Raw genomic sequence first — 25,461 nt, forward strand, 5'->3', positions numbered from 1 at the left:
TACCTCCAACTCCGTCCCGAACGACCGTGATCAGGCGCTGCGCAGGCTCTTGGGCCGCATGTCGGTCCAGTTCCGCTCGATCCACTCCAGGCAGTCCGGCTTCTTGCCCCGGGCACCGGCGTCCTGCCAGCCGGCCGGGTTCTCCCGGTCCTCGGGCCAGATCGAGTACTGCTCCTCGTCGTTCACCACGACCTTGTAGTCCAGGTCGAGTTCGTCGTTGGACATGGCAACCTCCACGGCGCAATGGGTTGGGATGACAAGTGGTGTTTCTTGCAGGAAATGTGATGGAGCGTCAGGCGGAGAGGCGGTGCGCGAGTTCCGCGACCGTGGGGTGGAGCTGGACGTCGACCGGCTTGAGCGGGAGGCCGAGTTCGCGCTTGATCCGGAAGGCGATCTGCACGGCCCGGATGGAGTCGCCGCCGAGGTCGAAGAAGTCGTCCTCCGCGCCGACGCGCTCCACCTGGAGGATCTCCGCCCACACCCGGGCCAGGGTCTCCTCCAGTGGGGTCCGCGGCGCCACGTGCCCGGCCGGGTCGGCAGCGGAGCGGACGGGCGCGGGCAGCGCGGCGCGGTCCACCTTGCCGCTCGGCGACAGCGGCAGCGCGTCCAGCACCACCACCGCCGAGGGCACCATGTACGCCGGCAGCCGGCGGCCCAGCCAGGCGCGCACCTCGTCGGCCGAGACCGGGGCGGAGGCGGCCGGGACGACGTACCCCACCAGCCGGCGCTCCGCACCCTCGCCGAGCGCGGTGGCGGCTCCGGCGGCGACTCCGGGGTGCGCCCGCAGGTGCGACTCGACCTCGCCGAGCTCGATCCGCAGGCCGCGGATCTTCACCTGGTCGTCGGTGCGCCCCAGGTACTCGAGTGCGCCGGCGGCCGTCCAGCGGGCGACGTCGCCGGTCCGGTAGAGGCGTGCCCCGGGCACCTCGCCGAACGGGTCGGGGACGAAGCGCTCGGCGGTCAGGCCCGGCCGTCCCAGGTACCCGCGGGCCACGCCGGCGCCACCGACGCAGAGCTCCCCGCGGGCCCCGGGCGGCACCGGCCGTCCGGTCCCGTCCAGGACGTGGGCGACGGCGCCGGGGACGGCCCGGCCGATCAGGACATCGCCGTCCGCGGCGCAGCGGTGGGCGGTCGCGTAGACGGTGGCCTCGGTCGGGCCGTAGGCGTTGACCAGCTCGGCCACCGCGGCCCAGCGCGCGGCCAGCGGCGCCGGCAGCGCCTCGCCGGCGACGACGACCCGGCGCAGCGCGGGCAGGTCGCCGGGCTCCAGGCCGGCCAGGACGCTCGGCGGCATCGAGATGACGGTCGGCCGGTGCGCGCGGATCGCCGCGACCAGCCCCTCGCCGACGCGGTCGGCCCCGCCGGGGGAGACGACGAAGGTGGCGCCGGTGGTGAGGGCGGACACGAGGTCCGCGACGGACACGTCGAAGCTCAGCGACGCGAACTGGAGGAGCCGGTCGTCGGGGCGCAGGGCCATGACCTCGTCCGTGACGGCCACCAGGTTGTCCAGCGACCCCCACTCGACCTCGACCCCCTTGGGCGTGCCGGTGGAGCCCGAGGTGTAGATGACGTAGGCGGGTTCGGCGGCCTCCGGCCGGACGGTCCCGGTGTGGGCGGCGTCCGTCGCCCGGGTGGTCTCGACGGTACGCCAGGGGCCGTCCGGGATGCGGCCGGCGGTGCCGGGGTCGGTGAGGACGAGCGGGACGTCCGCGTCCTTGAGGACGAACTCGATCCGGTCCGCGGGGTAGTCGGGGTCGAGCGGGACGTAGGCGGCGCCGAGCCGCCACACGGCGAGGACGGCGGCGACCATGTCGGCGGTGCGGCCGAGGCAGAGCCCGGCGCGGTCGCCGCGTCCCGCTCCGGCCCTGGCGAGCAGGGCGGCGAGTTGGGCCGCGCGCTCGTCGAGTCCGCGGTAGGTCAGCCGGCCGCCCGCCGCGTCGGCGACGGCGAGGCCGTCACCGTTCGCCGCCACCTGCGCCGCGAACCGCTCCAGGACGCCCTGCGGCGCGACGGCTCCGGTGCGCGGCCCGGCCGGGGCCGCGGCCGGGCCGGTCAGCTCGCGGGTCAGCCCGCGGGTCAGCTCGCCCGCCGGGCCGGTGAGCTCGCCGGTCAGGTCGCCGAGCTCGCCCTCCGGGTCGGTGACCAGCGACTCGACGGCCCGGACGTGCTGTTCGGCGATCTCGTCGACCTGGGCCGGGCTCAGCAGGCCGGCGTCGTAGTCGATGCACAGCTGCAGGCCGTCCGTCAGCGGGTTGCGGAAGAACGTGACGGTGAGCGGGACGTCGGCCGGCTCCACCCGGCGGCTGGCGGTCAGTTCGCCCAGGCCGCCGAGCAGGTCCGCGTGTGCGCCGTCGCCCATGGTGTCGCGCATGACGTGGAAGTTGTTGAACGTGAAGTTCGTCGTGAACAGGTCACGCCCGCCGGCGAGCTGCCGGATCCGGGCCAGCGGCATCCGGCGGTGGGGCAGGATCCGGGCCTCCGCCTCGAAGACCCGGCGGACCAGGTCGGACCGGCGTCCGCCGCCCACCGCGAGCCGGAACGGCACGGTGTTGAGGAACAGCCCGCGGGCCTCCGTCCCGCCGGTCTCCTCCAGCCGGCCGTTGAGCGTGACCCCGCAGCAGACGTCGTCGAGGCCGGTCTGCGCCGCGATCACCTGGAGGTGTGCCGCGAGCAGGACGGTCTTCTCCGGCACGCCGAGGCGCTTGGCGAGCGCCCCGACCCGCGGGCCCAGGCCGGCCGGGAGGTGCGCGTCGCGCCAGCCGTACCCGCCGACCACGCCGCTGGCGCCGTCGCCGCGCAGTTCCTGGCCGGCGGGCCGGGGCGCCGGCCCGGCGAGCGCCGGGAGCTCCGGCAGGGTGTGCCCGGCGAGCGTCTCGGACCAGAACCGCCGGGCCTCGGGCGAGGCCGAGGCCTGCTGCTCCAGGGCGACGAAGTCGCGGTAGGCCGAGGCCGGGGGCGGGAGTTGCGCCAGGCCCTCGCCGTCCAGCAGCCGGGTGTAGTGCAGGAGGATCTCGGTGATCGTCGACCACAGGCTCCAGCCGTCGAGGATGGAGTGGTGCTCGACCAGCGTCCACTGGAAGCTGTCGTCGGTGAGCACCTGGACGGCGAAGCGCAGCAGCGGTGGCCGTTCCAGGTCGAACGGGCGGCGCTCCCGCTCCATCAGCTCGTCGACGGCCCGGTCCTGCTCCGCCGGCGCCAGCGCCCGCAGGTCCTCGACGAGGACCGGGGGGTCGGCCTGGCGGTGGACGAGTTGCAGCGGTTCGCCGTAGCTCGTCAGGTCGAATCCGGTCCGCAGCACGGGGTGCCGGGCGACCACGGCCCGGACGGAGCGGCGGAACGCCTCCTCGTCGAACCGGTACGGCAGTCGGTAGCTCGCGGCGTTGACGTAGGGGAGCACCTGGAGGTCGGACGCCATGTGGTAGATCATCCCGACCTGCAGCGCCGTCATGGGGTAGGCGTCGTCGAGCTCGGACTCGGGGCCGTCGCCGATCCGGGCCCGGTCGGCGGAGGAGAGGAGCTCGAACGGCTCGGTGCGCGCGCGGTCGCCGGCCGTGTCGGCGGCGGCGGCGAGGTCGGCGAGGGTGCGGTGCTCGTAGATCTGGGCGACGGCGATTCCGAGCCCGCGACCGCGGGCGACCGCGGCCACCTGCACGGCGCGGATGGAGTCGCCGCCGAGGTCGAAGAAGCCGTCGTTCGTGCCGACCTTCTCGACCTGGAGGATCTCGGCCCAGATCCCGGAGAGGATCTCCTCGGCCGGGGTACGCGGCGCCACGTATGCGGTGGCGTCGCCGGAGACCTCCGGTGCGGGCAGGGCGGCGCGGTCGATCTTCCCGTTCCGGGTCAGCGGCAGCGCGTCCAGGGCCACGATCGCGGCGGGGACCATGTAGGCGGGCAGGTGGCCGGCGGCGAAGTCGCGCAGCTCGCGGGAGTCCGCCCCGTCGGGGCAGGCCGCGTAGGCGACGAGTCGGCGGTCACCGGGGGTGTCCTCGCGGACGACCACGGTGACGCCCCGGACGGACGGGTGCCGGCCGATCGCGGCCGCCACCTCGCCGAGTTCGATGCGGAAGCCGCGGATCTTGACCTGGTCGTCGTTGCGGCCGAGGTACTCGAGTTCGCCGGTGGCGGTCCAGCGGGCGAGGTCGCCGCTGCGGTACAGGCGGGCGCCGGGCACGTCGGTGAACGGGTCGGGGACGAAGCGCTGGGCGGTGAGGCCGGGGCGGCCGAGGTAGCCCCGGGCCACGGCGTCGCCGCCGACGTACAGTTCGCCCTGCACGCCGACCGGCACCGGCTCGCCGTGGCCGTCCAGGACGAGCGCCCGGTAGCCGGGAAGGGCCCGGCCGATCGGGCTGCTGCTGGCGCCGGTCCGGTTCTCGTCCAGGACCTGCCAGGTGACGTGGACGGTGGTCTCGGTGATGCCGTACATGTTGACGAGGACGGGGCTGTCGGGCGTGTGGCGGCGCCACCAGGTGCGGACCGAGGCCAGGTCGAGCGCCTCACCGCCGAACACGACCAGGCGCAGGGCCAGTTCGTCCCGCGGCCGGCGTTCCTCCTCGGCCACGAGCTGGCGGAACGCGGAGGGCGTCTGGTTCAGGACGGTGACGCGCTCGCGGACCAGCAGGTCGAGGAAGGCCGCGGGGTCGCGCGTCACGTCGCGCGGGACGACCACCACGCGCCCGCCGTGGGCGAGGGCGCCCCAGATCTCCCAGACCGAGAAGTCGAAGGCGAAGGAGTGGAACAGCGACCAGACGTCGGTGTCACGGAGGCCGACGGTCTGCTCGCCGGCGTCAAGCAGCGCGGCGAGGTTGCCGTGGGTGACCTCGACGCCCTTCGGCCTGCCGGTGGAGCCCGAGGTGTAGATGACGTAGGCGGGTTCGCCGGCCTCCGGGCCGACGGATCCGGTGTGGACGGCGTCCGTCGCCTGGGAGGTGACGAGCGTGCGCCAGGGGCCGGCCGGGACGCTCCCGGCGGTGTCGGGGTCGGCCAGGACGAGCGGGACCCGGGCGTCGCCGAGGACGTACGCGATCCGGTCCGTGGGGTTGTCGGGGTCGACGGGGACGTAGGCGGCGCCGAGCCGCCAGGCGGCGAGGACGGCGGCGGCCATGTCGGCGGTGCGGCCGAGGCACAGTCCGATGCGGTCGCCGCGGCCCACTCCGGCCCCGGCGAGCAGGGCGGCGAGCCGGGCCGAGCGCTCGTCGAGCCCGCGGTAGGTCAGCTGCACACCGGTGCCGTCGGTGACCGCGACGCGGTCACCGGCCGCCGCCACCTGCGCGGCGAACCGCTCCATCGCGGACGACCGCACCCGCGGTGCCGGTGCCGCCCCGACGAGCCCCGCCCGCTCCCCGGCCGACAGCAGTCCGGCCCGCGCCACGGGTGCGTCCGGCTCGGCCAGGAGAGTCCCGAGCAGCCGGCACCAGTGCCCCGCCAGGCGCCCGACCAGCTCCGCGTCGATCACCTCGGTCCGGTGCTCGACCTCGATCTCGATCCGCTCGCCGTCGTCGTTGACGTTCCAGGTGAGGTCGAACTTGGCGGACTCGGTGTTCACCGGGACGTGGGCGGTCTCCAGTCCCGGCATCCGCGGTGCCGCGTGCCCACGGGCGTAGCCGAACAGGATCCGGAACAGCGGCGAGCCGTCCCGGTCGGTGCCCAGCCGCCGGGCGAGGTCCTCCAGGGCGACGTCCTGGTGCTCCAGGGCGTCGATGAACGCGTCCCGGGCGGTGCCGAGCAGCCCGGCGAAGTCGGTGCCCGGGTCGGCGGTGATCCGCAGCGGGACCACCTTGACCAGGCAGTCCACCAGCCGGTCCGTCCGCGGATCGTCCCGGCCTGCCAGCGACGTCCCGATGACGAGGTCCTGCTGCCCGGAGTAGCGGGTGAGCAACGCGGCGAACCCGGCGAGGAGCGTCATCGCGGGGCTCGCCCGGTGGGTCCGGCTGAACGTGCGGACGGCGGCGGAGAGGGAGTCCGGCAGGGTGAACCGGGACGTCGTGCCCCGGTTGGTGCGGGCCGTTGCCCGGCGTCCGGAGCCGAGCAGCTCCGTCGCCGCGGGGGCGTCGCGCAGCGTCCGCTCCCAGAAGGCGAGGTTCTCCTCGGCCGTGGCGGCGTCCACCGGCGGGAGCCCGGGCGCCGGCGGCACCTCGTCGGGCACGGGCGCGGGGTCCGCACCGGCCCGGTAGTGGGCGGCGAGCTCCTCCAGCAGGACGTTCACCGACCAGCCGTCGCTCACGAGGTGGTGGGACACCAGCAGCAGGAAGCACTCGTCCTCGGCGTACCGGATGACGGACACCCGCAGGAGGGCGTCGGTGGCGACGGCGAACGGACGCGCGATCTCCTCGGCCATCGCTTGCCGGGCCGCCGCCTCGTCGGGCAGCCGGAGCTCGCGGACGGGGATGTCGGTGTGGTCGAGGACGGTCCGGCGGGGGAGGCCGGCGACGGACGCGAACCTCGTCCGCAGCGCGGGGTGGCGGCGGACGAGCGCCTCGACGGCGTCCCGCAGCCCGTTCGGGGACAGCTCGCCCCGCAGGTGGAGCGCGACCGGCACGTTGTAGACCGGCTGCCCCGGGTTGACCTGCTCGGCCAGCCAGATGCTCCGCTGCGTCGGCGAGACGGGTAGCGAGTGGGTCATGACGCTCAACTTTCCTGATCGGCGGTCTGCCGCTGCCGCTGCCGGTGCACGTCCGCCCGCGCCAGCCGGATGACCCGGACGGTCCTGTGCAGGCCCGGGAGATCGGGCTCGTGCGCTTCGATGTACGCCGCCAGCGCGGCGACCGTCCCGTCGACGAGCAGGACGCGCAGCGGCACCGTGACGGACAGCTCGCGCCGCACCCGCGCCACGATCCGCGTCGCGGTCAGCGAGTAGCCGCCGAGCGCGAAGAAGTCCTGGTCGGCGCCGACGGCGTCCACGCCGAGCTCGTCGGCCCAGATGTCGGCCAGGACGGTTTCGAGGGCGGCGCGCCGGCTGGAGGCCGGGGCCGGTTCGGCGGCCGCCTGCTCCTGCTGGGGAACGGCCCCGGGGTCCGCGGCGGTCTGGTCCGGCGCGACCGGCTCCCCGGCGGCCTGGTCCGGCGCGACCGGCTCCCCGGCGGGCAGCCACTGGTCGGCCCGCAGCTCCGGATCCCGCACCACGGCCGCGAGGAGCGACAGATAGTGCTCGACGAACCGGGCGATGCGCGCGGCGTCGTAGCGGTCGGCCCGGTACTCGACGTTGCCGATGGTCCCCGACGTGGTGGACTCCAGCGTCACCATCAGCCCGAACTTCGCCGAGCGGACCCGGACGGGCACCTCCTCGGCCGCGGCGCCCGGGAGCGTGAGCCGCACCGGGTCGACGTTCAGCAGCTCGAAGATGACCGAGGTCAGCGGCGAGCCCTGGGCGCCGTGGACCCGCCGCTCCCGCAGGGCGGTCTCCAGCGGGTAGTCCTGGTGCACGTAGGCGTCGATGACGGTGGTCCGGGCGCGGTCCAGGAGCTCACGGAACGGGAGTCCGTCGGCCAGCCCGGTGCGCAGCTGCACGAGGTTGACGAACGAGCCGACCAGCGCTTCGAGTTGCGGGTGGCTGCGGCCGGCCACGGAGGTGCCGACGGTGAGGTCGTGCTGGCCCGAGTAGCGGTGGAGCAGCCCGAGGAACCCGGCGTAGAGCACCATGAAAGGGGTCGTGCCGCTGCGCCGGCCGAGGGCCTCGACCTCGCCGAGCAGCCCGGCGGGTATCTCGAAGCGGTGGCAGCCGCTGCGCAGGCCGGGGCCGGCGTCGGAGAGGTGCAGTGCCGTCAGGTCCACCTCGGGGGCGCCGACGACGCTCTCCCGCCAGTGGTCCTGCAGCGCGGGCAGCCGCTCGGCCAGCACGTCCCGGTGCCAGGCCGCGTAGTCCAGGTATCCGGTGCGCGGCCCGTCGTCCGGCGAGGTCCCCCCGCCGGCGTACAGCGAGCCGAGCTCGTCGACGAGATGGGCCAGCGACCACTGGTCGCACACGATGTGGTGGACGACGAGGACGAAGGCCCAGTCGTCGTCGGCGAGGCGCACGAGCACCGCGCGCAGCGCGTTCCCGGCCAGGTCGAAGGGCGCGTTGACGGTGTGCTCGACCAGCGCCGCGAGGGCCGCCTCGTCGGGTCCGGGCAGCTCGACGGTCTCGAAGGGGGCCGCCGAGACCGGGGCGACGGTCTGGACGGGGCCGCCGTCCGACTCCGTGATCCGCAGCCGCAGCGCCTCGTGACGCCGCACCAGCTCGTCCAGGGCCCGCCGCAGCGCCTCCGGGTCCACCGTGCCGCGCAGCCGCCAGTACAGCGGGAAGTTGTACTGCGCCGCGCCCGGGTTGAGCTGTTCGGCGAGCCAGATCCCGGTCTGCGCGGAGCTGAGAGGGTGGGCGCCGCCGGTCGGTGCCGTCGGGATCGGCCGCACCGTCGCGGGCGAGGCCCGGTCGACCCAGTCGGCGAGCGCGGACAGCACAGGGTGGTGGAAGAGGTCCTCCACGGTGACCTCGACGCTGAAGACGGTGCCCACCCGCATGGCGACCCGGGCGGCCAGCAGAGAGTGCCCGCCCAGGGCGAAGAAGTCGGAGCCGGCGCCGATCTCGGCGGGGGAGACGTCCAGCACCTCGGCCCAGACGCCCGCCAGGAGGTCCTCGGTGGCGGTCAGTTCGGGGAGGCCGGGCGTCGCCGGGGCGGCCTCCGCCGCGTCCGGGCCCGCGCTCTCCTCGACGTCGAGCACGGGCAGGTCCGGCGAGTCCCGGAGCACGGCCAGCACCTGCCGGACGTCCTCGCAGAAGGCCGTCACACCGGCAGGGTCATAGAGGTCGCTGTCGAACTCGCAGCCGGCCTCCTTGCGGTCCGGGTCGAGGCTGAGCACCAGGTCCCGGTCGGCGAGCTGGGGTTCGATGCGCCGCCACTCCTCGGCCGGGCGCCCGAACAGCACCGCGACGCCGGAGCGTCCGGCGGACTCCTGCCCGGCTTCGGGTTCGAGTCCGGTTTCGAGCTCGGCGTCCAGCCGGCCGAGGGTCACCGTCGCGGCGGCCCGGCCGCCCAGGTCGACCTCGACGTCGAGGAGTCGGGCCGGCCCGAGGAGCGTGCCGACCGCGAGCGCGGTGCGGCCGCGGCGATGGCGGGCGGCCAGGGCGGCGGCGACTGCGGCGACCGCCACCGTCTGCGCCTCGACCCCGTACCGGGCCGAGACCTCCGCGAGGCACTCGGCGAAGGCGGCGCCGTCGACGCTCACCGACGCGCGCCGGAACTGCGGCACCGGCGGCCGCGGCCGGTCGGGCGGCAGGGTCGCGTGGGCGGCCGGCTGCCGGGGCTGGATGAGGCTAGCCGACATCGGCGATCGACTCCTTGGCGTCCTTGACGATGAGGGTGCGGCCGAGGACGAGGGCGTCCAGCTTCGAGCGCAGGAAGGTGCGCAGGGCCTCCTGCGGGGTCGCGATGACCGGCTGGCCGCGCAGGTTGAAGGAGGTGTTCAGCACCACCGGGGTGCCGGTGCGGCGGCCGAAGGCGCCGATCAGCTCGAAGAACCGCGGGTTGCTCTCGGGGTGGAGCACCTGGACGCGGGCGCTGCCGTCGACGTGGGTCACCGCGCCGAGGTTCTCGCGGTGCTCGGCGCGGGTCTGCGTCACGAACAGCATGTGGGCGTACCGGCTTTCGGTGCCGGGGGCGATCTCGAAGTACTCGGTGGCGTCCTGGACGCGGACCACCGGCGCGAACGGCCGGAAGCTCTCGCGCTCCTTGACCACCTCGTTCAGGCGGTCGCGCATGGCCTCGGTCCGGGGGTCGGCGATGATGCTGCGGTTGCCGAGCGCGCGGGGGCCGAACTCCATCCGGCCCTGGACCCATGCGGTGATGCAGCCGTCGGCCAGGAGCTCCGAGACGCGCTCGACGAGGTCGGCGTCGGTGGCGAACTCCTCGACGGTGCAGCCCTCCGGCTCGCCGACCGCCGCCGCCAGCTCCTCGTCCGAGAACCCGGGCCCCCAGTACGGCATGGACATCCGGCCGGCCCGGGAGGACGCGGCGGCGTCTGTCGCGAGCGCCGCGCCGATCGCGGTGCCGTCGTCGCTGGAGGCCGGCTGGACGAAGATGTCGTCGAACAGACGGCTGCGCGACACGAGGCCGTTGAGCGTGCAGTTCAGCGCGACACCGCCGGCCAGGCAGAGCCGGCTCAGGCCGGTGCGCTCGCGGGCCGCGCGCAGGACGTGCAGCATCGCCTGCTCGGTGATCGCCTGCAGGCCCGCGGCGATGTCGGCGTGGTCCTGGGTCGAGGGCTGCCCCGGGAGCCGGGCGGGGCCGAGCACGGCCGCCAGCTCGCGCAGGACGCCCTCGTGGGTCTCGTGCTCGAAGGCCGTGCGGTCGCGGGCCAGCACGGGGACGGTGTACGTGCCGTCCTCCCGCAGCCGCACCATGGCGGCGAAGCGGTCGTAGTAGCGCTGCGGGTCGCCGTAGGGCGCGAGGCCCATCACCTTGTACTCGTCCATGAAGGGGACGAAGCCGAGGTGGTGGGTGACCAGGCTGTAGAGAATCCCGACCGAGTGCATCGCCGGGATGGTCTGGAGCACCTCGATCTCCGCGCCCCTGCCGACCGCGACGGTGAGGCTCTCCGCCTCGCCCATCCCGTCGCTCACCACGATCAGCGACTCCTCGAACCCACTGGGGTAGAAGGTGCTGGCGGCGTGGGCCAGGTGGTGCGGGACGGGCCGGAAGCGGTCGCCCCAGGGCCGGCCGGGCAGGAGCTTCTCGGCCAGCGCGAGCTGCGACTCCGTCGAGTACACCTCGCGGAACCTGGCCGAGGAGTAGGGGCTCTCGAAGCTGCCGGCCGGCTCCCCGTAGGCGAAGCCGTGCGCCAGGACGTCGATGTCATCGGGCTCCAGACCGGCCTGCGCCAGGCAGAACTCGATCGCGTTGACGGGGAACGACCCGGTGGTCTTCTCCCCCGTGAACCGCTCCTCCGCGGCGGCGGCCACCACCTCGCCGTCGATCACCAGGGCCGCCGCCGAGTCGTAGCCCTGGGCGAACCTGTGCAGCCGGGTGTCGAGCCCGGGGAAAGCCTCCCGCTTGAATTCCAGGCCGCCGTTCAGCCCGCTGTAGCCGAGGACGCGCATAGTTCCCAACCTCACCGTCGATGCCACGCGAAATTGTTCGGCCCTCACGCTAGGCCGGGAAAGCCCCGTGCGTCGCCGCCCGCAGGTCGGGACCTGACCTGTACTTCGGTACGGCCGGGATTCTGGCCGAAAGGACGAGCGGTAAAACGTTGACCCGTGCGCGGCGCCGCTCCTAATGTGACCGACGGACATATCGAAGGAACAGCGGATTCCGTCAGGATTCGCGTGAGCGACCGGGTGATAGGAGCCTGAGCTCGATGTGCGGAATAGCTGGGGTTTACGGACTCGACGACCCGGCCGGCCTGGACCCCGAAGTCCTGACGGCCATGACCGACGCGCTGGTGCACCGGGGCCCAGACGCGCACACCACCTGTGAGACCGGCGCGTTCACCGCCGGATTCCGCCGCCTGTCGCTGGTCGACCTGGCCGGCGGCGGGCAGCCCCACGCCACCCCGGATTCCTCGGTCGTCTCGGTGTGCAACGGTGAGATATTCAACCACCGGAGCCTGCGTGACGAACTCCGGCGAAAAGGCCACCGATTCCGTTCCGGATCGGACACGGAAGTGCTCGTACACCTCTACGAGGAATACGGCACCGAACTCACCGAACACCTCGACGGGCAGTTCGCCTTCGCCCTCTACGACCGGCGCGAGGACCGCCTGCTGCTCGCCCGCGACCACTGCGGAGTCCTTCCGCTCTTCTACACGGTGGTGGCCGGCCGGATCATCTTCGCCTCGGAGATCAAGAGCATTCTCCGGCACCCGCTGGTGGAACGCCGGGTCGACCTGCGCGGGCTCGACCAGGTGCTCTCGCTGCCCGGACTGGTGAGCCCCCGGACGATGTTCGAGGGCATCCGGTCGCTGCGCCCCGGCGAGCGGCTCGTCGCGGACCGCTCGGGGCACCGCACCGAGCGCTACTGGGACCTCGACTACCCGCTCTGGGACGACGAGGCGCGCCACCGGGACGCCGCCGCGCTCGGCGACCCGCGCGTGCTCGACGGGTACGCCGACAGGACCAGGGGCCTCCTCGAAGCCGCCGTCCGCTCCCGTTCGGTCGCGGACGTCCCCGTCGGGATGTACCTCAGCGGCGGCCTGGACTCCAGCCTGATCGGCGGACTCATGGCCGCCGAGCGGCCCGACCACCCGTGGCCCAGCTACGCGGTGACCTTCCCCGGCAGCAGCATCGACGAGGCGCGCTACCAGCGGCTGGTGGCCGGCAAGATCGGCACCCGGCACCACGAGGTACCGGTGGACGCCGCGGACACCGCCGGCCTGCTCAGCAGCATGGTCCGGCACGCCGAGACCCCGGTGAAGGAGTCCTACAACGTCTGTTCGATGCTGCTGGCCCGCAAGGTCCGCGCCACCGGCACGGTCGCGGTGCTCAGCGGCGAGGGCGCCGACGAGCTGTTCGGCGGCTACCCGGGCTACCTGTTCGACACGGGCGGCCCGGACCGCGGGCCGGGCGACCTCCTGGAGGAGCAGCTCGAACGCGAGGCCGCCCACCGGATGTGGGGCCTGGACCTGCGCTACGAGACCGACCAGCTCCCCGCCCACGACCTGCGCCGCCAGCTCTACAGCGGCCCGCTGGCCGAGGAGTTCGACGGTTTCTCGGTGACCGCCCAGCGCCTCGTCGAACCGGAGCGCCTGATCGGACGCCACCCGCTGCACCAGCGCTCCTACCTCGACTTCCACCTGCGGCTCGCCGACCACCTGCTCGGCGACCACGGCGACCGGATGGCCATGGCCAGCTCCGTCGAGATGCGCTTCCCGTTCCTGGCCAGGGACGTCGTCCGGCACGCGACCACGATCCCGCCGTCCCTGATGACGGCCCACGGCCGGGAGAAGGCCGTGCTGCGCCGCGCGGCCGAGGGCCTCGTCCCGCCCGAAGTCCTGGACCGCCGCAAGTTCGGCTTCCGCAGCCAGACCAGCACCGAGCTGCTGCTGGCCGGCGACGACTGGTTCAACGACCTCCTCTCGCCCTCGACCGTGCGCCGGCAGGGCTACTTCGACCCGGCCGTCGTCGCCGAGCTGATCCGCCGGCAGACGTCGGGGGCCCGCACCGTGCACCCGCACCTGGACACGGACTACCTGCTCGTCATCGCGACCTTCGCGATCTTCCTGGAGGAGTTCGACCTGCCGTGCCTGGGATGATCCGAGAACGCGTCACCACGCACCCGACGACCGCCGTGCTGCCGATCCCGGCCGACGCCCCCGCGCGCACCGGGGAGCCCGGTACCCGCAGGCCGCTGATCGGTGTGATCGGCGGAATGGGCCCGCTGGCCTCCACCGAGCTGCTCAACACGGTGTACGGACTCGAACCGCCCGAGCACGAGCAGCTCGCCGCGCGGATCCTGCTGTGGTCCGACCCGGCCGTGGCCGACCGGACCACGGCCATCCAGTCCGGGACGGTCGACCTCGTCCGGGAGGCGCTGGAGTACTCGGTCGACCGCCTGCTCACCGCCGGCGCCGACGTCGTCGTGGTGGCCTGCATCACCGCGCACCCCGCGATCCGGCTGCTGCCGGGGCGGCTGCGCTCCCGCTGCGTCTCCCTGGTGGACCTGGTCTTCGAGCAGCTCGGCGAACGCCCCGGCCGGCACCTGGTGCTGTGCACCCGGGGGAGCGTCCTCGCCGGGGTCTTCACCGACCACGAGCGCTGGCCCGAGTTCGCGCACCGCCTGGTCCTACCCGACGACGAGGACCAGGAGCAGCTGCACCGCCACGTCTACCGCCTCAAGCGCAACGGCGACCGGCTCGCGACGGTCGCCTTCGTCCGCGGACTGCTTCCGAAGTACCGGGCCGCCGCGTTCGTCGCCGGATGCACCGAACTGCACCTGGTGACCCGGGCGATCGAGGCCCGCGGGCTGACCCGGCACCTGCCCAGCATCGACCCGATGACCGTCATCGCACAGCGAATCAGGGATGGATTGATATGACAACGCCGACGGTTCTGAGGCGATGGGCGGACAGCCTGGCCCGCGACAGCTCCCGCTGTGCCGTCAAGTCCGGTAGCAGAGAAGTGTGTTACCGGGATCTCGCAGGCCGTGTCGCCGCCTACCAGGCCGCGTTCGAGCGGATCGGCAGGCCCGCCGACCCGGTCCTGCTCTCCTGCGCCGACCCGGTCGAGGTGATCGCGGCCGTCCTCGGCTGCATGGCCGCCGGCCGCACCTTCGCACCGGTCGACCCCCGGCTGCCCGCCGCCGTGCTGGACGGCGTGCTCGCCGCCCTCCGTCCGGGCGCGGTCGTCGCCGACACGGCGAGCCGCGAGGTGCTCGAAGGGCGCGAACTGCCCGACGGCGCCGGGTTCGTCCGCCCCGAGACGCTGGAGCCCCGCGAGTGGTCCGCCGAGGCCTGGCAGCGGGCCGCCCCGGAGGACCGCGGATACGTCTACTTCACCTCGGGGACGACCGGGCGCCCGAAGGGCATCCGCGGCAGCCTCCGGGCCGTCCACCACTTCGTCGACTGGGAGATAGCCGAGTTCGGGATCGGCGAGGGCACCAGGGTCTCCCAGCTGACCTCGCCGGGCTTCGACGCGTTCCTTCGCGACGCCCTCACCCCGCTGTGCGCGGGCGGCACCGTCTGCGTGAACCCGGCCGCCGAGACGCCGGTCGGCGAGGGCCTCGCGCGCTGGCTCACCGAGAACGAGGTCGAGGTCCTGCACTGCGTGCCGACCCTCTTCCGCACGCTGCGCTCCGCCGCCCTGACCCCCGGCTCCTTCCCGGCCCTTCGCGCCGTACTGCTCGCGGGCGAGCAGCTCCACCCCTCGGACGTCTCGTGGTGGCGCGGCCTGTTCGGCGGCGGCAAGGATCTGGTCAACCTGTACGGGCCGTCCGAGACGACCATGACGAAGCTCTTCCACCGGACGACGGAGGAGGACGCCCACGCCCGGCTGGTGCCGGTCGGCCGGCCGCTGCCGGGCGTGGCGGCCCGGGTGCTGACCGGGCCCGGCGATCCGCAGGACGCGCTCGGCGAGGTGGAGATCGAGGTCCCGTTCCCGCTCCTCGGCTACCTCGGCGAGGACGAGTGGCGCGGCACGGCCACCACCTACCGCACCGGCGACCTCGGCAGGTTCCGGCCCGACGGGGCGCTGGAGCTGTACGGCCGCCGGGACCAGCAGGTCAAGGTCCACGGCGTGCGCATCGACCTCGGCGAGGTCGAGAACGCCCTGCGCAGCCGTCCCGGGGTGCACGACGTCTGCGCAGCGGCGGTCACGGAGGACGCGTCGACCGCCCTGGTCGCCTACGTGGTGGCCCCGGACGTCTCGGACGCCGAGCTGCGCGCGCACGCCACGCAGCGGCTCGCACCCGGCCTGGTGCCCTCGGTGTTCGTCCGCATGACGGCGATCCCCCGGACGCTCAACGGCAAGGTGGAGCGCCGCTCCCTGCCGCCGGTCCCGCTGCAGCGGACGTCGGAGGCCACGGAACCGCCGCAGGGGCCGGCGGAGACGCGGATCGCCGCGATCTGGAGCGAGATCCTCGGCCTGGCAGGGGTCAACCGCGACGACGACTTCACCCTGCTCGGCGGCGACTCCCTGGCGATCGCGCGGCTGATGGACCGGGTCCGCTACGAGTACCAGGTGGACCTCCCGCTGCGCGCGTTCCTCCTGGACCCCACCGTCGCCGGGCTCGCCTCGGCCGTGACGGACCGCATGGCGCGGAGCGGGTCGTGAGCGCTCCCGTGGCGGCGCCGCCCGCGAACGCCGTGCTCCGCGCCCGCCTGACGGGGGAGTTGGACGTCACCGCGCTGTCGGCCGCCGTCGGCGACCTCGTGGCGGCGCATCCGGAGCTCAGAGCGCCGGGGGAGCGGCCGGGCCGCGTCCGGCTGAGGGTCATCGACCTCTCGCGGTCCGCCGGGGAGCAGCAGCGGCGCGTCCTCGCCGACCTGGCGGCCGACGAGGCCGCCCGGCCGGTCGGGCCCGCCGGCCGCCCCCGGCTGCGGGCATGCCTCGCCGGGCTGGGCGCCGGGGCGTACGAACTCCTGCTCACGGTGGACCGGGAGCGGGCCGACGCGTGGTCGGTCGCGGGGCTGACCCGGGACCTCGGCGCCGCCTACCGCGCGCGGATTCCGGACGCACCGGCACCGCCGCCCGCGACCGGACCCCTGCCGGGCGCCTGGCTCCCGGGCGAGCGGGCGTCCCGCAAGCTGCCCGCAGAGCCCGGCGGCGACGCGGCCGAGCGGGTGCTCGCCGCCTTCGCCGCTGTGCTCGGCAGGTACGCCGGGACGGACGAGGCCGTGGTGACCGTGCTGGACGGCCCGGCGCACCAGGTGATCCGGCTGGACCTCTCCGACGCCCTGACGTCCGCTCGACTGCGCGCCGTGGTGCGTACGGCACCGGAGGCCGGCGCGGACGGACCGGCCTTCCCGATCCGCGCCGTGTTCGCGGGGCACGGCCTTCCGGCCGCGGCCCTGGACCTGCCGGGCATCACGGCCGAGGTGACCGTCGACTCCCCGCCCGACCCGGAGGGCCGGCTGATCCTGGCCGTGACCGGGCCGGACGAGTTCACCGTCGCCGTCACCGGCACGCTGCCGGGCCGGGTGACGGCCGAGGGCTTCGCCGGGCACCTCGTCCGGGCGTTGCGGTTCGGGCTCGACACCCCCGACCGGCCCCTGGCCGAACTCGACCTCTCCGGCCGCCCCGCGCCGTACCCGGCACCCGCCCCCGCCACCACACGGCCGTACCGTGACTACCTGGCCTTCCTGGACGAGGAGTTCGCGGCGCGGGTGCAGGAAGCCCCCGAGGCGGTCGCGGTGAGCTCCGCGCAGGGCACGCTCGACTACGGCGGGCTCGACCGGTGGAGCTGCCGGATCGCCCGTGCCCTGGCCGGCCACGGCGCGGGCCCCGGGCAGGTGGTGGCGCTCCTGCCGAGTGGCGGCGCCGGCCGGATCGCGGCCGTCCTCGGCGCGATGCGCACCGGCGCGACCTTCACCTGTCTGAACCCCGCCGACCCGGACGCCCGCCTCCGCGACATCCTGGCCGGGACCGGGGCGGTCTGCGTGCTGGCCGACGAGGCCGCCGCCGCGGCGCACCCCGCGCTCCTCGGACCGGACGGCCGGCTCGCGGGCCTGCCGGTGATTCCGCTGGAGCCCGCCCCGGGGGACGACTCGCCGGGGGAGCACGTCTGCTTCCCGGCCCCGCCGGTCGCCGACCACCCGCTGTGCATCGTCCACACCTCGGGGAGCACCGGGACGCCCAAGGGGATCGCGCTCTCGCGGGCCGCGTTCGCGCAGTTCGCCGAGTGGCAGCGGGCGCGGTTCGGGATCGGGCCGCAGAGCCGGGTCGCCCAGTGGGCGCCGCTCACCTACGACGCCGCGTACACCGAGATCTTCGCGGCGCTCACCGCGGGCGCCGCGCTCTGCCTGCCGCCCGCCGCGGCCCGGCGCGATCCGGTCTCGGTGGTGCGCTGGCTACGGCGGGAACGGATCGGGCAGATCCAGACCGTGCCGTCGTTCTTCCGGCTGATCACCGAGGCGCTGGACGCGCAGGGCGGCGAACTGCCGGACCTGCGCCACGTCCTGGTCGCCGGTGAGGTGTTCCCGGTGGACCTGGCCGAGGCCTGGGCGAACCGGCCGGTGCGGCCGGGCCTGCACAACCTGTACGGGCCCACCGAGTGCATCCTCGCCACCCACCACGAACTGCCCCCGGGCGGGGCGTTCCCGTCCACCGTGCCGATCGGCGGGGCGATCCCGGGCCGGGAGGTTCTCGTCCTCGACGGCCTCGGCCGGCCGTGCCCGGCCGGGGTGCCCGGCGAGATCCACCTTCGCAGCGGGTTCCTGGCCGGCTCCTACCACCGCCGGCCCGCCGAGACGGCCTCGGCGTACCTGCCCGATCCCTGGCGGCCCGGCCGGACGCTGTACCGCACCGGCGACCGCGGCTACGTGCGGGCCGACGGCACGCTGGCGTTCACCGGCCGGACCGGCAACCAGGTGAAGATCCGCGGGAACCGGGTCGAACTGGACGAGGTCGAGGCTGTGCTGGAGCAGCAGGCCGGCGTGCGGGAGGCCGCCGCGGCCGTCCGCACCACCGCGTCCGGTGACCCCTGCCTGGTGGGCTACGTGGTGGCCGACCCCGGCGTCACCGGGGAAGCGCTGCGGCGGCTCCTCGCGGCGCGGCTGCCGGCCCCCGCGGTGCCCGACCTGATCGCGGTGCTGGCCGATCTGCCGCGCACCGCCACCAACAAACGTGATCGTGCGCGGCTGCCCTGGCCCCTGCCGGCACGACGGAACGAACCGGAAGGTGACGAATCGTGAGGAACGCTGAAGCGGCGATCGCGGCCCTGGCGGCCGGGACCGGGGTCGGCCCGGACACCGTGCGGCTGGCCGCGTCGTTCAAGGTGGCGGCGGTGCTCACGGGCTCCGACGCGCTCGGCGACGGCGGCGGCGCGACCTGGCGCGAGCTGGTCGCCCGGGTGGCCACCCCGGAGGGGCGGGCCGAGGCCGAGCGGGTCGGGCGGGAGGCCGCCGAGCAGGAGCACGTCGGCCCGGAGCGCGTCGAGGGTTACGTCCGGACGGTCCTGGAGCGGATGACCGCCTTCCCGGACGAGGCGCACGACGCGCACGGGCTGGTCGGCGGGGAGGAGCTGGCGGCCGTGCTCGCGGGCTCGGGCGGGCCGGTCCGGCCGCTGCCGGACCGGCGGTTCCACGAGCTGTTCGAGGAGCGGGTGCGCCTGCACCCCGACGCGGTCGCCGCGGTGCAGGCCGGGCGTAGCTGGACGTACGCGGAGCTGAACGGCCGCGCCAACCGGATCGCCCGGTCACTGCGGCGGCAGGGGCTGGCCGACGAGGACGTGGTGGTCGTGGTGGCCGAGCGCTCGCTGGAGTGGATGGCCGCGGTGATCGCGATCTTCAAGGCGGGCGGCTGCTACCTCCCGCTGGACCCGGCGTTCCCGGCCGAGCGGATCTCCGTGGTGCTGGAGCGCAGCGGCTGCCGCCGGGTGCTGGCGGACCAGGGGCTCGCCCAGCTCGACGAGGCGGTGCGGGGGCGTGGCGACGTGACCGTCTCGGTGCTGACCGGGGTGCCGACCGGGCCCGACACCGAAGAGGATCTCGAACTGCCCGTCCGCGCAGACCAGTTGGCGTACATCTACTTCACCTCGGGATCGACCGGTGAGCCCAAGGGTGCGATGTGCGAGCACGCCGGCTTCCTCAACCACCTCTACTCCAAGATCGAGGACCTGGGTGTCCGCGAGGGCGACGTCATCGCCCAGACCGCCCCGCAGTGCTTCGACATCTCGCTGTGGCAGCTGCTCTGCGCGCTGCTGGTCGGCGGCCGGACGGAGATCATCGGACAGGACACCATCACGGACGTCCGCCGGTTCGTGGAGACCGTCACCCGGGCGGGCGTCCAGGTGGCCCAGCTGGTGCCCTCCTACCTGGACCTGGTGCTGGAGACCCTCCAGGGCGACAGCCTCGGCCTGCCGTCACTGCGCTGCCTCGCGGTGACGGGCGAGGCGCTCAAGACCGAACTGGTGCACCGCTGGTTCGCCGCCTTCCCCGGCATTCCGCTGGTCAACTGCTACGGCACGACCGAGGTTTCGGACGACACCAACCACGGCGTGATGCACCGGCCGCCGGCCGGCCGGTCCGTCCCGCTCGGCCCGCCGACCCGCAACGTCCGCGTGTACGTGGTGGACGAGCAGCTGCGCATGGTCCCCGACGGGGCGCCGGGGGAGATCGTCTTCGCAGGGGTGTGCGTCGGCCGGGGGTACGTCAACGACGCCGCCCGGACGGACGCCGCGTACCGGGCGGACCCGTACCGGCCGGGCGAACGGCTCTACCGTTCCGGCGACTTCGGCCGCCGGCTGCCCTCCGGCGAGTTCGAGTACCTGGGCCGCCGGGACTCGCAGGTGAAGGTGAGCGGATTCCGGATCGAGATCGGCGAGATCGAGAACCGCCTGCTGCAGGTCCCCGGCGTCCGCGACGGCGCCGTGGTGATCGCGGGTTCGGCCGAGGATCCGCAGCTGGTCGGTTTCTACAGCGGCGCCGCCGCCCCGGAGCCCGGGGTCGTGGACCGGGCCCTGGCCGCCGCCCTGCCGCACTACATGGTGCCGGGCCGGCTGCACCGCCTTGCCAGGCTGCCGCTGTCCGCGAACGGCAAGATCGACAAGAAGGCGCTGACCGCCGCGGCCCGGGAGCAGGGCCGGCCGGCCGCCGACGGCGACGTGGTGCTCCCGGAGACCGACACCGAGCGCCGGGTCGCCCGGCTGTGGGCCGAGCTGCTCAACGTCCCGCTCGACCAGGTCGGCCGCGGCTCCCGGTTCGTCGAGCTCGGCGGCACCTCGCTGGCCGCGATCCGGCTGGCGATCGCCCTGGACCGCGCGGTGACGGTGGGCGAGCTGAAGGCCACCCCGACCGTCGCCGAGGTGGCCGGACTCCTCGACCGCAAGGCGGCCGGCCGGACGGCGGAGGCGCGCCGATGACCACCACCACCCGCACCGCACCGGTCCTGCGCGTGCTGGAAGCCGCCCCCGGCCCGCGGTGGGCCGCCGAGCACCGCGGGGAGGTCCTCACCGAGGTCGAGACGTCCGGGGCCGTCCTCCTGCGCGGCCTGGGCGTCGCCTCGGCCGCGGACCTCGCGGCCGTCACCGCCGCCCTCGGGGTCGAGCCGATGGTCGAGCGGGAGGGGTTCGCGCCCCGCGAGCGCCACGGCGCGACGGTCTACTCGGCCTCGCACTGGCCCGCGGACGCCCCCATGTGCATGCACCACGAGCAGAGTTACGCCTCCGAGGTCCCCGGTCTGCTGGTGTTCGGGTGCCTGACCGCCCCGGACCGCGGCGGCCGGACGATGCTCGCCGACTCCCAGCAGGTGCTGCGCAGCCTCCCCCCGGAACTGGTCGAGCCGTTCCGTCGGCACGGCTGGCTGCTGCTGCGCACGTACCAGGACGTCGGCCTGCCGTGGACCGACGCCTTCGGCACCGAGGACCGGTCCCTGGTCGACGCCTACTGCGCGGCCGAGGGCATCCGGCACCGGTGGTTCGACGACGGCCGGCTGCGCACCGCGCAGCGCCGGGCCGCCGTCGTCGCCCACCCCCGCACCGGCGTGCCCGGCTGGTTCAACCAGATCGCCTTCCTCAACGAACTGACCATGGACCCGGCGATCCGCGAGTACCTGCTCGACCAGTACGGGCCGGCCGGTCTGCCGTTCACCACGGCCCACGGCGACACCACCCCGGTCGACGCCGACACCGTCGAGACCGTCAACGCGGTCTACGACGCGGCCGCCTTCGGCGAGTCCTGGCGGGACGGCGACGTCCTGGTCGTCGACAACATCCGGATGGCCCACAGCCGGGAGCCGTACGAGGGCCCCCGGGAGGTCGCCGTCGTCCTCGGCAACCCGGTCCGGCTCGCCGGCCACGTCCTGCCCGGCGGTGAGGCCGGATGACCGCCGCCTCATTCGCGCAGGAACGCGCCTGGCTGGCCAGCCGGTTCGCCGCCGACACCGCGCTGTACCACGTCGCGGACCAGTGGCCGCTGCACGGGGACGTCTCCGAGGGACAGATCCGGGCGGCACTGGCCGCCGTGGTGGACCGGCACGAGGCGCTGCGCACCGGGTTCCGGGTCGTGGACGGCACGCTGACCGCGGTCGTCCACGACCGCGTCGACCTCGATCTGGAGTCCGTCGACCTGTCCGGCCGGACCGAGGAGAAGCAGCGCGCGGACCGCGAGGCCCTCGCCGACCGGCTGAAGCACACCGCCTTCGACCTCTCCCGCGCACCGCTGTGGCGCGCCGGACTGGTCAAACTCGGCGCCGGGCGCTGGCGGTTGCTGTTCGTCGCCCACCACGCGGTCTGCGACGCCCCGTCACTCTTCAACCTCCACGCCGAGATCACCGAGTTCTGCGCGGCGTTCGAACAGGACCGGCTGCCGCACGTCCCCCGACTGCCGCTCTCCTACGGCGAGTACGCGCGGCAGCAGCGCGAGCGGCTCGGCGGCGCCGAGATCGCCGCGCTGGCCGGCTACTGGCGGGCGCAGCTCGCCGGTCTGCCACCCGCGCACGGCCTTCCGCTGGACCTGCCGCGGCCGGCCCGGAGGTCCTTCGCCGGCGCGGAGCTCCGGGCCGAACTCCCGGCCGGCACGGCGTCCGCGCTCGCGGAGGCCGCCGGCCGGTACCGGGTCACGCCGTTCGAGGTCCTGCTCGCCGGGTACGTGGCCCTGCTCCACCGGCGCTCCGGCCGGGACGACATCGTCCTCGGGGTGCCGCTCTCCGGCCGGGACCGCCCCGAACTGCTGCCCCTCGTCGGCACCTTCGTGAACATGGTGGTCCTCCGGGTGGACACCTCGGGCGACCCCTCGTACGCCGGGCTCGTCGAACGCGTCCGGGCGGTGTGGCGGGCGGCCCGCGACCACCAGGAGATGCCGCTCCAGACCGTGGTCGAGCAGCTCGCACCGCAGCGCGGCCCCGGCCTGCCCCCGCTCTACCAGCTGGCGTTCAACGTCACGGCGGCCGAGGGCTTCGGGCCCCCGTCCACCGCGGCCGAGGACGACCTGCTGCTGGAGGTGTCCGGCACGACGGCCCGCCTCGAGTACAACACCGCTCTGTTCGGACGGGAGACCGCCGAAGGGCTGCTCTCCGACTACGCGGCGGTGCTCACCGCGGCCCTCGCCGACCCGGCGACACCGCTGTCCCGGCTCCCGGCGGGCCCGGGGCCCGAGGGGGGTGCCGTCCCGGTCCCACCGCCCGGCCACGTCCCGCCGCGCACCGCCGCCGAGGAACTGGTGGCCCGCGTCTGGGCCGAAGTCCTCGGCGTCGACCGGGTGGGCGTCGACGACGACTTCTTCGCCGTCGGCGGCCACTCGCTGCAGGCGCTGCGCCTGCTCGCCCGGCTGTCGTCCGACCACCGCGTCGAGACCACCGTCGACGCCTTCTTCTCGAACCCGACCGTCGCACGGCTGGCCGCAGAGCTGGAGCGGCACGCCGCGCCGCACCGGGAGAACCAGACCGACCCAGAGGGAGTGACATGGCAGTGACCGGCCGGATCGACGGCGTGCCCAGCGAGGTCTGGGACGAGGAGGTGCTGGCCCCGCAGTTCGGCTACGAGGCCGAAGCCCTGTTGCCGCACTACGTGTCGATCGAGAAGGTGCTGCTGCTGGAGTACCGCAGGATGGGCCTGGTCGACCCGGACGGGGCGGCCGCGATCGCCGGACGGCTCGACGAGCTGACCCCCGAGCTGATCCGGGCGGACCCGCGGGACAACATGTCGGACATCTTCTTCGCGATGGAACGCCACGTGGCCCGCGGCGGTACCGCCCCGTTCGCCGCCTGGCACGTGGACCGCAGCCGCAACGACTTCCAGGCCTGCGGCCAGCTGTTGTCCTGCCGGGAGAACGTCCGTGCCCTCGCCGGGGACCTCCTCGCCCTGGGACGCACGGTGGCGGCGCGCGCCGCCGAACTGCCCGACAGCCCGATGCCCGGCTACACCCACGCGCAGGCCGCGCAGACCATCACACCCGCCTTCTACCTCTCGGCGCTCTCCGAGGAGACCCTCGGCGCGGCCCGGCGCCTGCTGACCACCTACGACGAGATCGACCGCTCGCCCCTCGGCGCGGGCAGTATGGCCGGCCAGGAACTGCCCTGGGACCGCGAGCGGATGGCCGGGCTGCTGGGCTTCCGGCAGCCGCAGCCGCACGCCCTCGTGTCGGTGGCCTCCCGGTCCTGGGCCCTCGCGGTCGCGTCCGAGCTCTCGAACTTCGCCGTGCTCCTCAGCCGGTTCACCACCGACCTGATGACGTGGAGCGGCGCCGGGTTCGGGTTCGTGGACTTCCCCGACGCGCTGGCCGGGATCTCGGCGGCGATGCCGCAGAAGCGCAACTTCCCGGTCCTGGAAAGGATCCGCGGCCGCTGCTCGCACGTCGTCGGCTGCGCGACCCAGCTCGCCTTCGCCCAGCACGGCACCCCGTACGCCAACAGCGTCGAGGTCTCCAAGGAGGCCGGGCGGCACCTCCAGGCCCAGTTCGCCGCGCTGCGCTCGGCCCTGCGCCTGGCCCACACCACTGTCGCCACCGCCACCTTCCGGACCGACCGCATGCGCGAGGCCTGCGAGGGGGACTTCCTCGGCGCCTTCACCCTCGCGAACCGGCTGACCCTGGACGCCGGCGTCCCCTGGCGGACGGCCCAGGTGATCGCCGGGGCCTACGTCAGGGCCGCCATCGCCAAGAACCTGACCGCGGCCACCCCCGACGGCCCGCTGCTCGCGGCGGTCGCCGAGGAGCACGGCCACCGGGTGCCGGAACCCGCCGAACTGCTGTCCGGCGCCCTCGACGCCGACAAGGCCGTCCGGGTCAAGAACTCCGCGGGGTCGACGCACCCCGACGCCGTCCGCGCCATGCTCGCCGCGCAGGAACGCGGCTACCACGAGGTGTCCGGGCAGTGGCTGGTGCGCGGCGAGGCGGCGAGCGTCGCCGTGGCGCGCGTCGACGCCCTGCTGGCCGTCGAGGACACCGCCGAGCGCACCCCGGCGGGCACCCCGTGACCGGCCCCAGCCTCATCACCCGCCGCCCGGGCGCGGACCTGCGCAGCGGCCGCGCCGACGCCTCCGGGACCTTCGGCGAACTGCTCCAGGGACGGCTGCCCGACGGCACGGACTTCCTCGTCACCCTGCCGATCACGCTCCGCTCCCGGGCCTGGTTCCGCTTCGACGGGGCCGGTCCGCTGCGGGTCTTCCCCGCCCACAAGAAGAAGTCCCTGCGGCTTGCCGAGGCTATGCTGACGGTGCACCAGCCCGGTGGCGGCGGGACCCTGATCCTGGACAGCGACCTGCTCATCGGCAAGGGACTGGCCAGCTCCTCGGCCGACCTGGTCGCCACCGCGCGGGCGGTCGGCGGCGCGCTGGGACTGGACACCGGCCCGGCGGCGGTGGAGCACTGGCTGCGCCCGATCGAGCCGACCGACGGGGTGATGCACCCGGGCGTCGTCGTCTTCGAGCACCGCGAAGTGCGGCTGCGCGAGGCCCTCGGCGGGCTCGCGCCGGCCACCGTGGTGGCCGTGGACGAGGGCGGCCACCTGGACACCGTCGCCTTCAACAAGCGTCCCAAGCGCTACTCGCCGGCCGACACCGCCGAGTTCACCGGACTGCTGGACACCCTGACCGCGGCCGTGCGCGCCGGGGACCTCGCCGCCGTGGGCCGGGTGACCACCCGCAGCGCCGTCCTCAACCAGCGGTTCGCACCCAAGCGGCACCTGGACGCGATGCTGGCCATCGCCGGGCGGACCGGGGCGCTCGGCGTCGTGTGCGCGCACAGCGGCACCATGCTGGGCCTGCTGTTCGACGATGCGGACCCGGACCGCGCCCGCAAGGTGGCCGAGGCGCACGCGGCCTGTGAGGCCCTGGGCGACGACACGCTGCTGTTCCGGACCCTCCCCCGGCCCTCCCGGTAGGGGCAATTCCCACACCTCCTAAGGAC

Annotated in this window: 13 protein-coding genes; 9 read left to right on the forward strand and 4 right to left on the reverse strand. The window is 74.5% G+C overall.

Annotated elements, in window-relative coordinates; all coding sequences use genetic code 11:
- Window positions 1-30 precede the first annotated feature (30 nt).
- The 4 genes from OG286_RS37310 to OG286_RS37325 all read right to left on the reverse strand — a co-directional run bounded on the left by OG286_RS37310 (window position 31) and on the right by OG286_RS37325 (window position 11,068).
- The gene (locus OG286_RS37310; protein ID WP_331741416.1) at window positions 31-225 is read right to left on the reverse strand and encodes an MbtH family protein; all 195 of its coding nucleotides are present in this window, start codon (window positions 223-225) and stop codon (window positions 31-33) included.
- A gap of 67 nt (window positions 226-292) precedes the next feature.
- Complete coding sequence (locus OG286_RS37315) at window positions 293-6,619, reverse strand: amino acid adenylation domain-containing protein (protein WP_331741417.1); 6,327 nt, start codon at window positions 6,617-6,619, stop codon at window positions 293-295.
- A 5-nt stretch (window positions 6,620-6,624) separates the two neighbouring features.
- The gene (locus OG286_RS37320; RefSeq protein ID WP_331741420.1) at window positions 6,625-9,297 is read right to left on the reverse strand and encodes a condensation domain-containing protein; all 2,673 of its coding nucleotides are present in this window, start codon (window positions 9,295-9,297) and stop codon (window positions 6,625-6,627) included.
- Window positions 9,287-11,068, reverse strand: a complete 1,782-nt coding sequence (locus OG286_RS37325) for a carbamoyltransferase C-terminal domain-containing protein (protein ID WP_331742624.1) — start codon at window positions 11,066-11,068, stop codon at window positions 9,287-9,289. The genes OG286_RS37320 and OG286_RS37325 overlap by 11 nt, the downstream gene beginning before the upstream one ends.
- Window positions 11,069-11,325: 257 nt before the next feature.
- Between OG286_RS37325 and asnB the strand changes: the two genes are divergently transcribed.
- From asnB to OG286_RS37370, 9 genes are read left to right on the forward strand one after another with little or no spacing between them, the layout of a single operon-like run.
- The gene (gene asnB, locus OG286_RS37330) at window positions 11,326-13,218 is read left to right on the forward strand and encodes an asparagine synthase (glutamine-hydrolyzing) (protein WP_331741422.1); all 1,893 of its coding nucleotides are present in this window, start codon (window positions 11,326-11,328) and stop codon (window positions 13,216-13,218) included.
- A complete protein-coding gene (locus tag OG286_RS37335; RefSeq protein ID WP_331742627.1) occupies window positions 13,215-14,000 on the forward strand; it encodes an aspartate/glutamate racemase family protein in 786 nt (261 codons plus the stop codon). Before asnB ends, OG286_RS37335 begins: the two co-directional genes overlap by 4 nt.
- Window positions 13,997-15,733 (forward strand): non-ribosomal peptide synthetase, encoded by a 1,737-nt coding sequence (locus OG286_RS37340; protein WP_331741424.1) that lies wholly within the window; start codon window positions 13,997-13,999, stop codon window positions 15,731-15,733. The genes OG286_RS37335 and OG286_RS37340 overlap by 4 nt, the downstream gene beginning before the upstream one ends.
- Window positions 15,730-18,312, forward strand: a complete 2,583-nt coding sequence (locus tag OG286_RS37345; protein ID WP_331741426.1) for an amino acid adenylation domain-containing protein — start codon at window positions 15,730-15,732, stop codon at window positions 18,310-18,312. Before OG286_RS37340 ends, OG286_RS37345 begins: the two co-directional genes overlap by 4 nt.
- Complete coding sequence (locus tag OG286_RS37350) at window positions 18,309-20,480, forward strand: non-ribosomal peptide synthetase (RefSeq protein ID WP_331741428.1); 2,172 nt, start codon at window positions 18,309-18,311, stop codon at window positions 20,478-20,480. The genes OG286_RS37345 and OG286_RS37350 overlap by 4 nt, the downstream gene beginning before the upstream one ends.
- Entirely contained in the window at window positions 20,477-21,442 is a 966-nt protein-coding gene (locus OG286_RS37355) for a TauD/TfdA family dioxygenase (RefSeq protein WP_331741431.1), read from the forward strand. The genes OG286_RS37350 and OG286_RS37355 overlap by 4 nt, the downstream gene beginning before the upstream one ends.
- Window positions 21,439-23,028 (forward strand): condensation domain-containing protein, encoded by a 1,590-nt coding sequence (locus tag OG286_RS37360; protein WP_331741434.1) that lies wholly within the window; start codon window positions 21,439-21,441, stop codon window positions 23,026-23,028. Before OG286_RS37355 ends, OG286_RS37360 begins: the two co-directional genes overlap by 4 nt.
- Complete coding sequence (locus OG286_RS37365; protein WP_331741436.1) at window positions 23,019-24,530, forward strand: lyase family protein; 1,512 nt, start codon at window positions 23,019-23,021, stop codon at window positions 24,528-24,530. The genes OG286_RS37360 and OG286_RS37365 overlap by 10 nt, the downstream gene beginning before the upstream one ends.
- Window positions 24,527-25,435: a kinase gene (locus OG286_RS37370; protein WP_331741438.1), complete on the forward strand. Its 909-nt coding sequence runs from the start codon at window positions 24,527-24,529 to the stop codon at window positions 25,433-25,435. Before OG286_RS37365 ends, OG286_RS37370 begins: the two co-directional genes overlap by 4 nt.
- Window positions 25,436-25,461 lie beyond the last annotated feature (26 nt).

This window comes from Kitasatospora sp. NBC_00039, from assembly GCF_045160625.1.
GTDB lineage: Bacteria > Actinomycetota > Actinomycetes > Streptomycetales > Streptomycetaceae > Kitasatospora.

Coding starts and splice junctions, on each gene's coding strand:
- OG286_RS37340 (WP_331741424.1), top strand. CDS start 13,997: ATGACAACGCCGACGGTTCTGAGGCGATGGGCGGACAGCCTGGCCCGC.
- OG286_RS37335 (WP_331742627.1), top strand. CDS start 13,215: ATGATCCGAGAACGCGTCACCACGCACCCGACGACCGCCGTGCTGCCG.
- asnB (WP_331741422.1), top strand. CDS start 11,326: ATGTGCGGAATAGCTGGGGTTTACGGACTCGACGACCCGGCCGGCCTG.
- OG286_RS37310 (WP_331741416.1), bottom strand. CDS start 225: ATGTCCAACGACGAACTCGACCTGGACTACAAGGTCGTGGTGAACGAC.
- OG286_RS37355 (WP_331741431.1), top strand. CDS start 20,477: ATGACCACCACCACCCGCACCGCACCGGTCCTGCGCGTGCTGGAAGCC.
- OG286_RS37365 (WP_331741436.1), top strand. CDS start 23,019: ATGGCAGTGACCGGCCGGATCGACGGCGTGCCCAGCGAGGTCTGGGAC.
- OG286_RS37315 (WP_331741417.1), bottom strand. CDS start 6,619: ATGACCCACTCGCTACCCGTCTCGCCGACGCAGCGGAGCATCTGGCTG.
- OG286_RS37325 (WP_331742624.1), bottom strand. CDS start 11,068: ATGCGCGTCCTCGGCTACAGCGGGCTGAACGGCGGCCTGGAATTCAAG.
- OG286_RS37360 (WP_331741434.1), top strand. CDS start 21,439: ATGACCGCCGCCTCATTCGCGCAGGAACGCGCCTGGCTGGCCAGCCGG.
- OG286_RS37320 (WP_331741420.1), bottom strand. CDS start 9,297: ATGTCGGCTAGCCTCATCCAGCCCCGGCAGCCGGCCGCCCACGCGACC.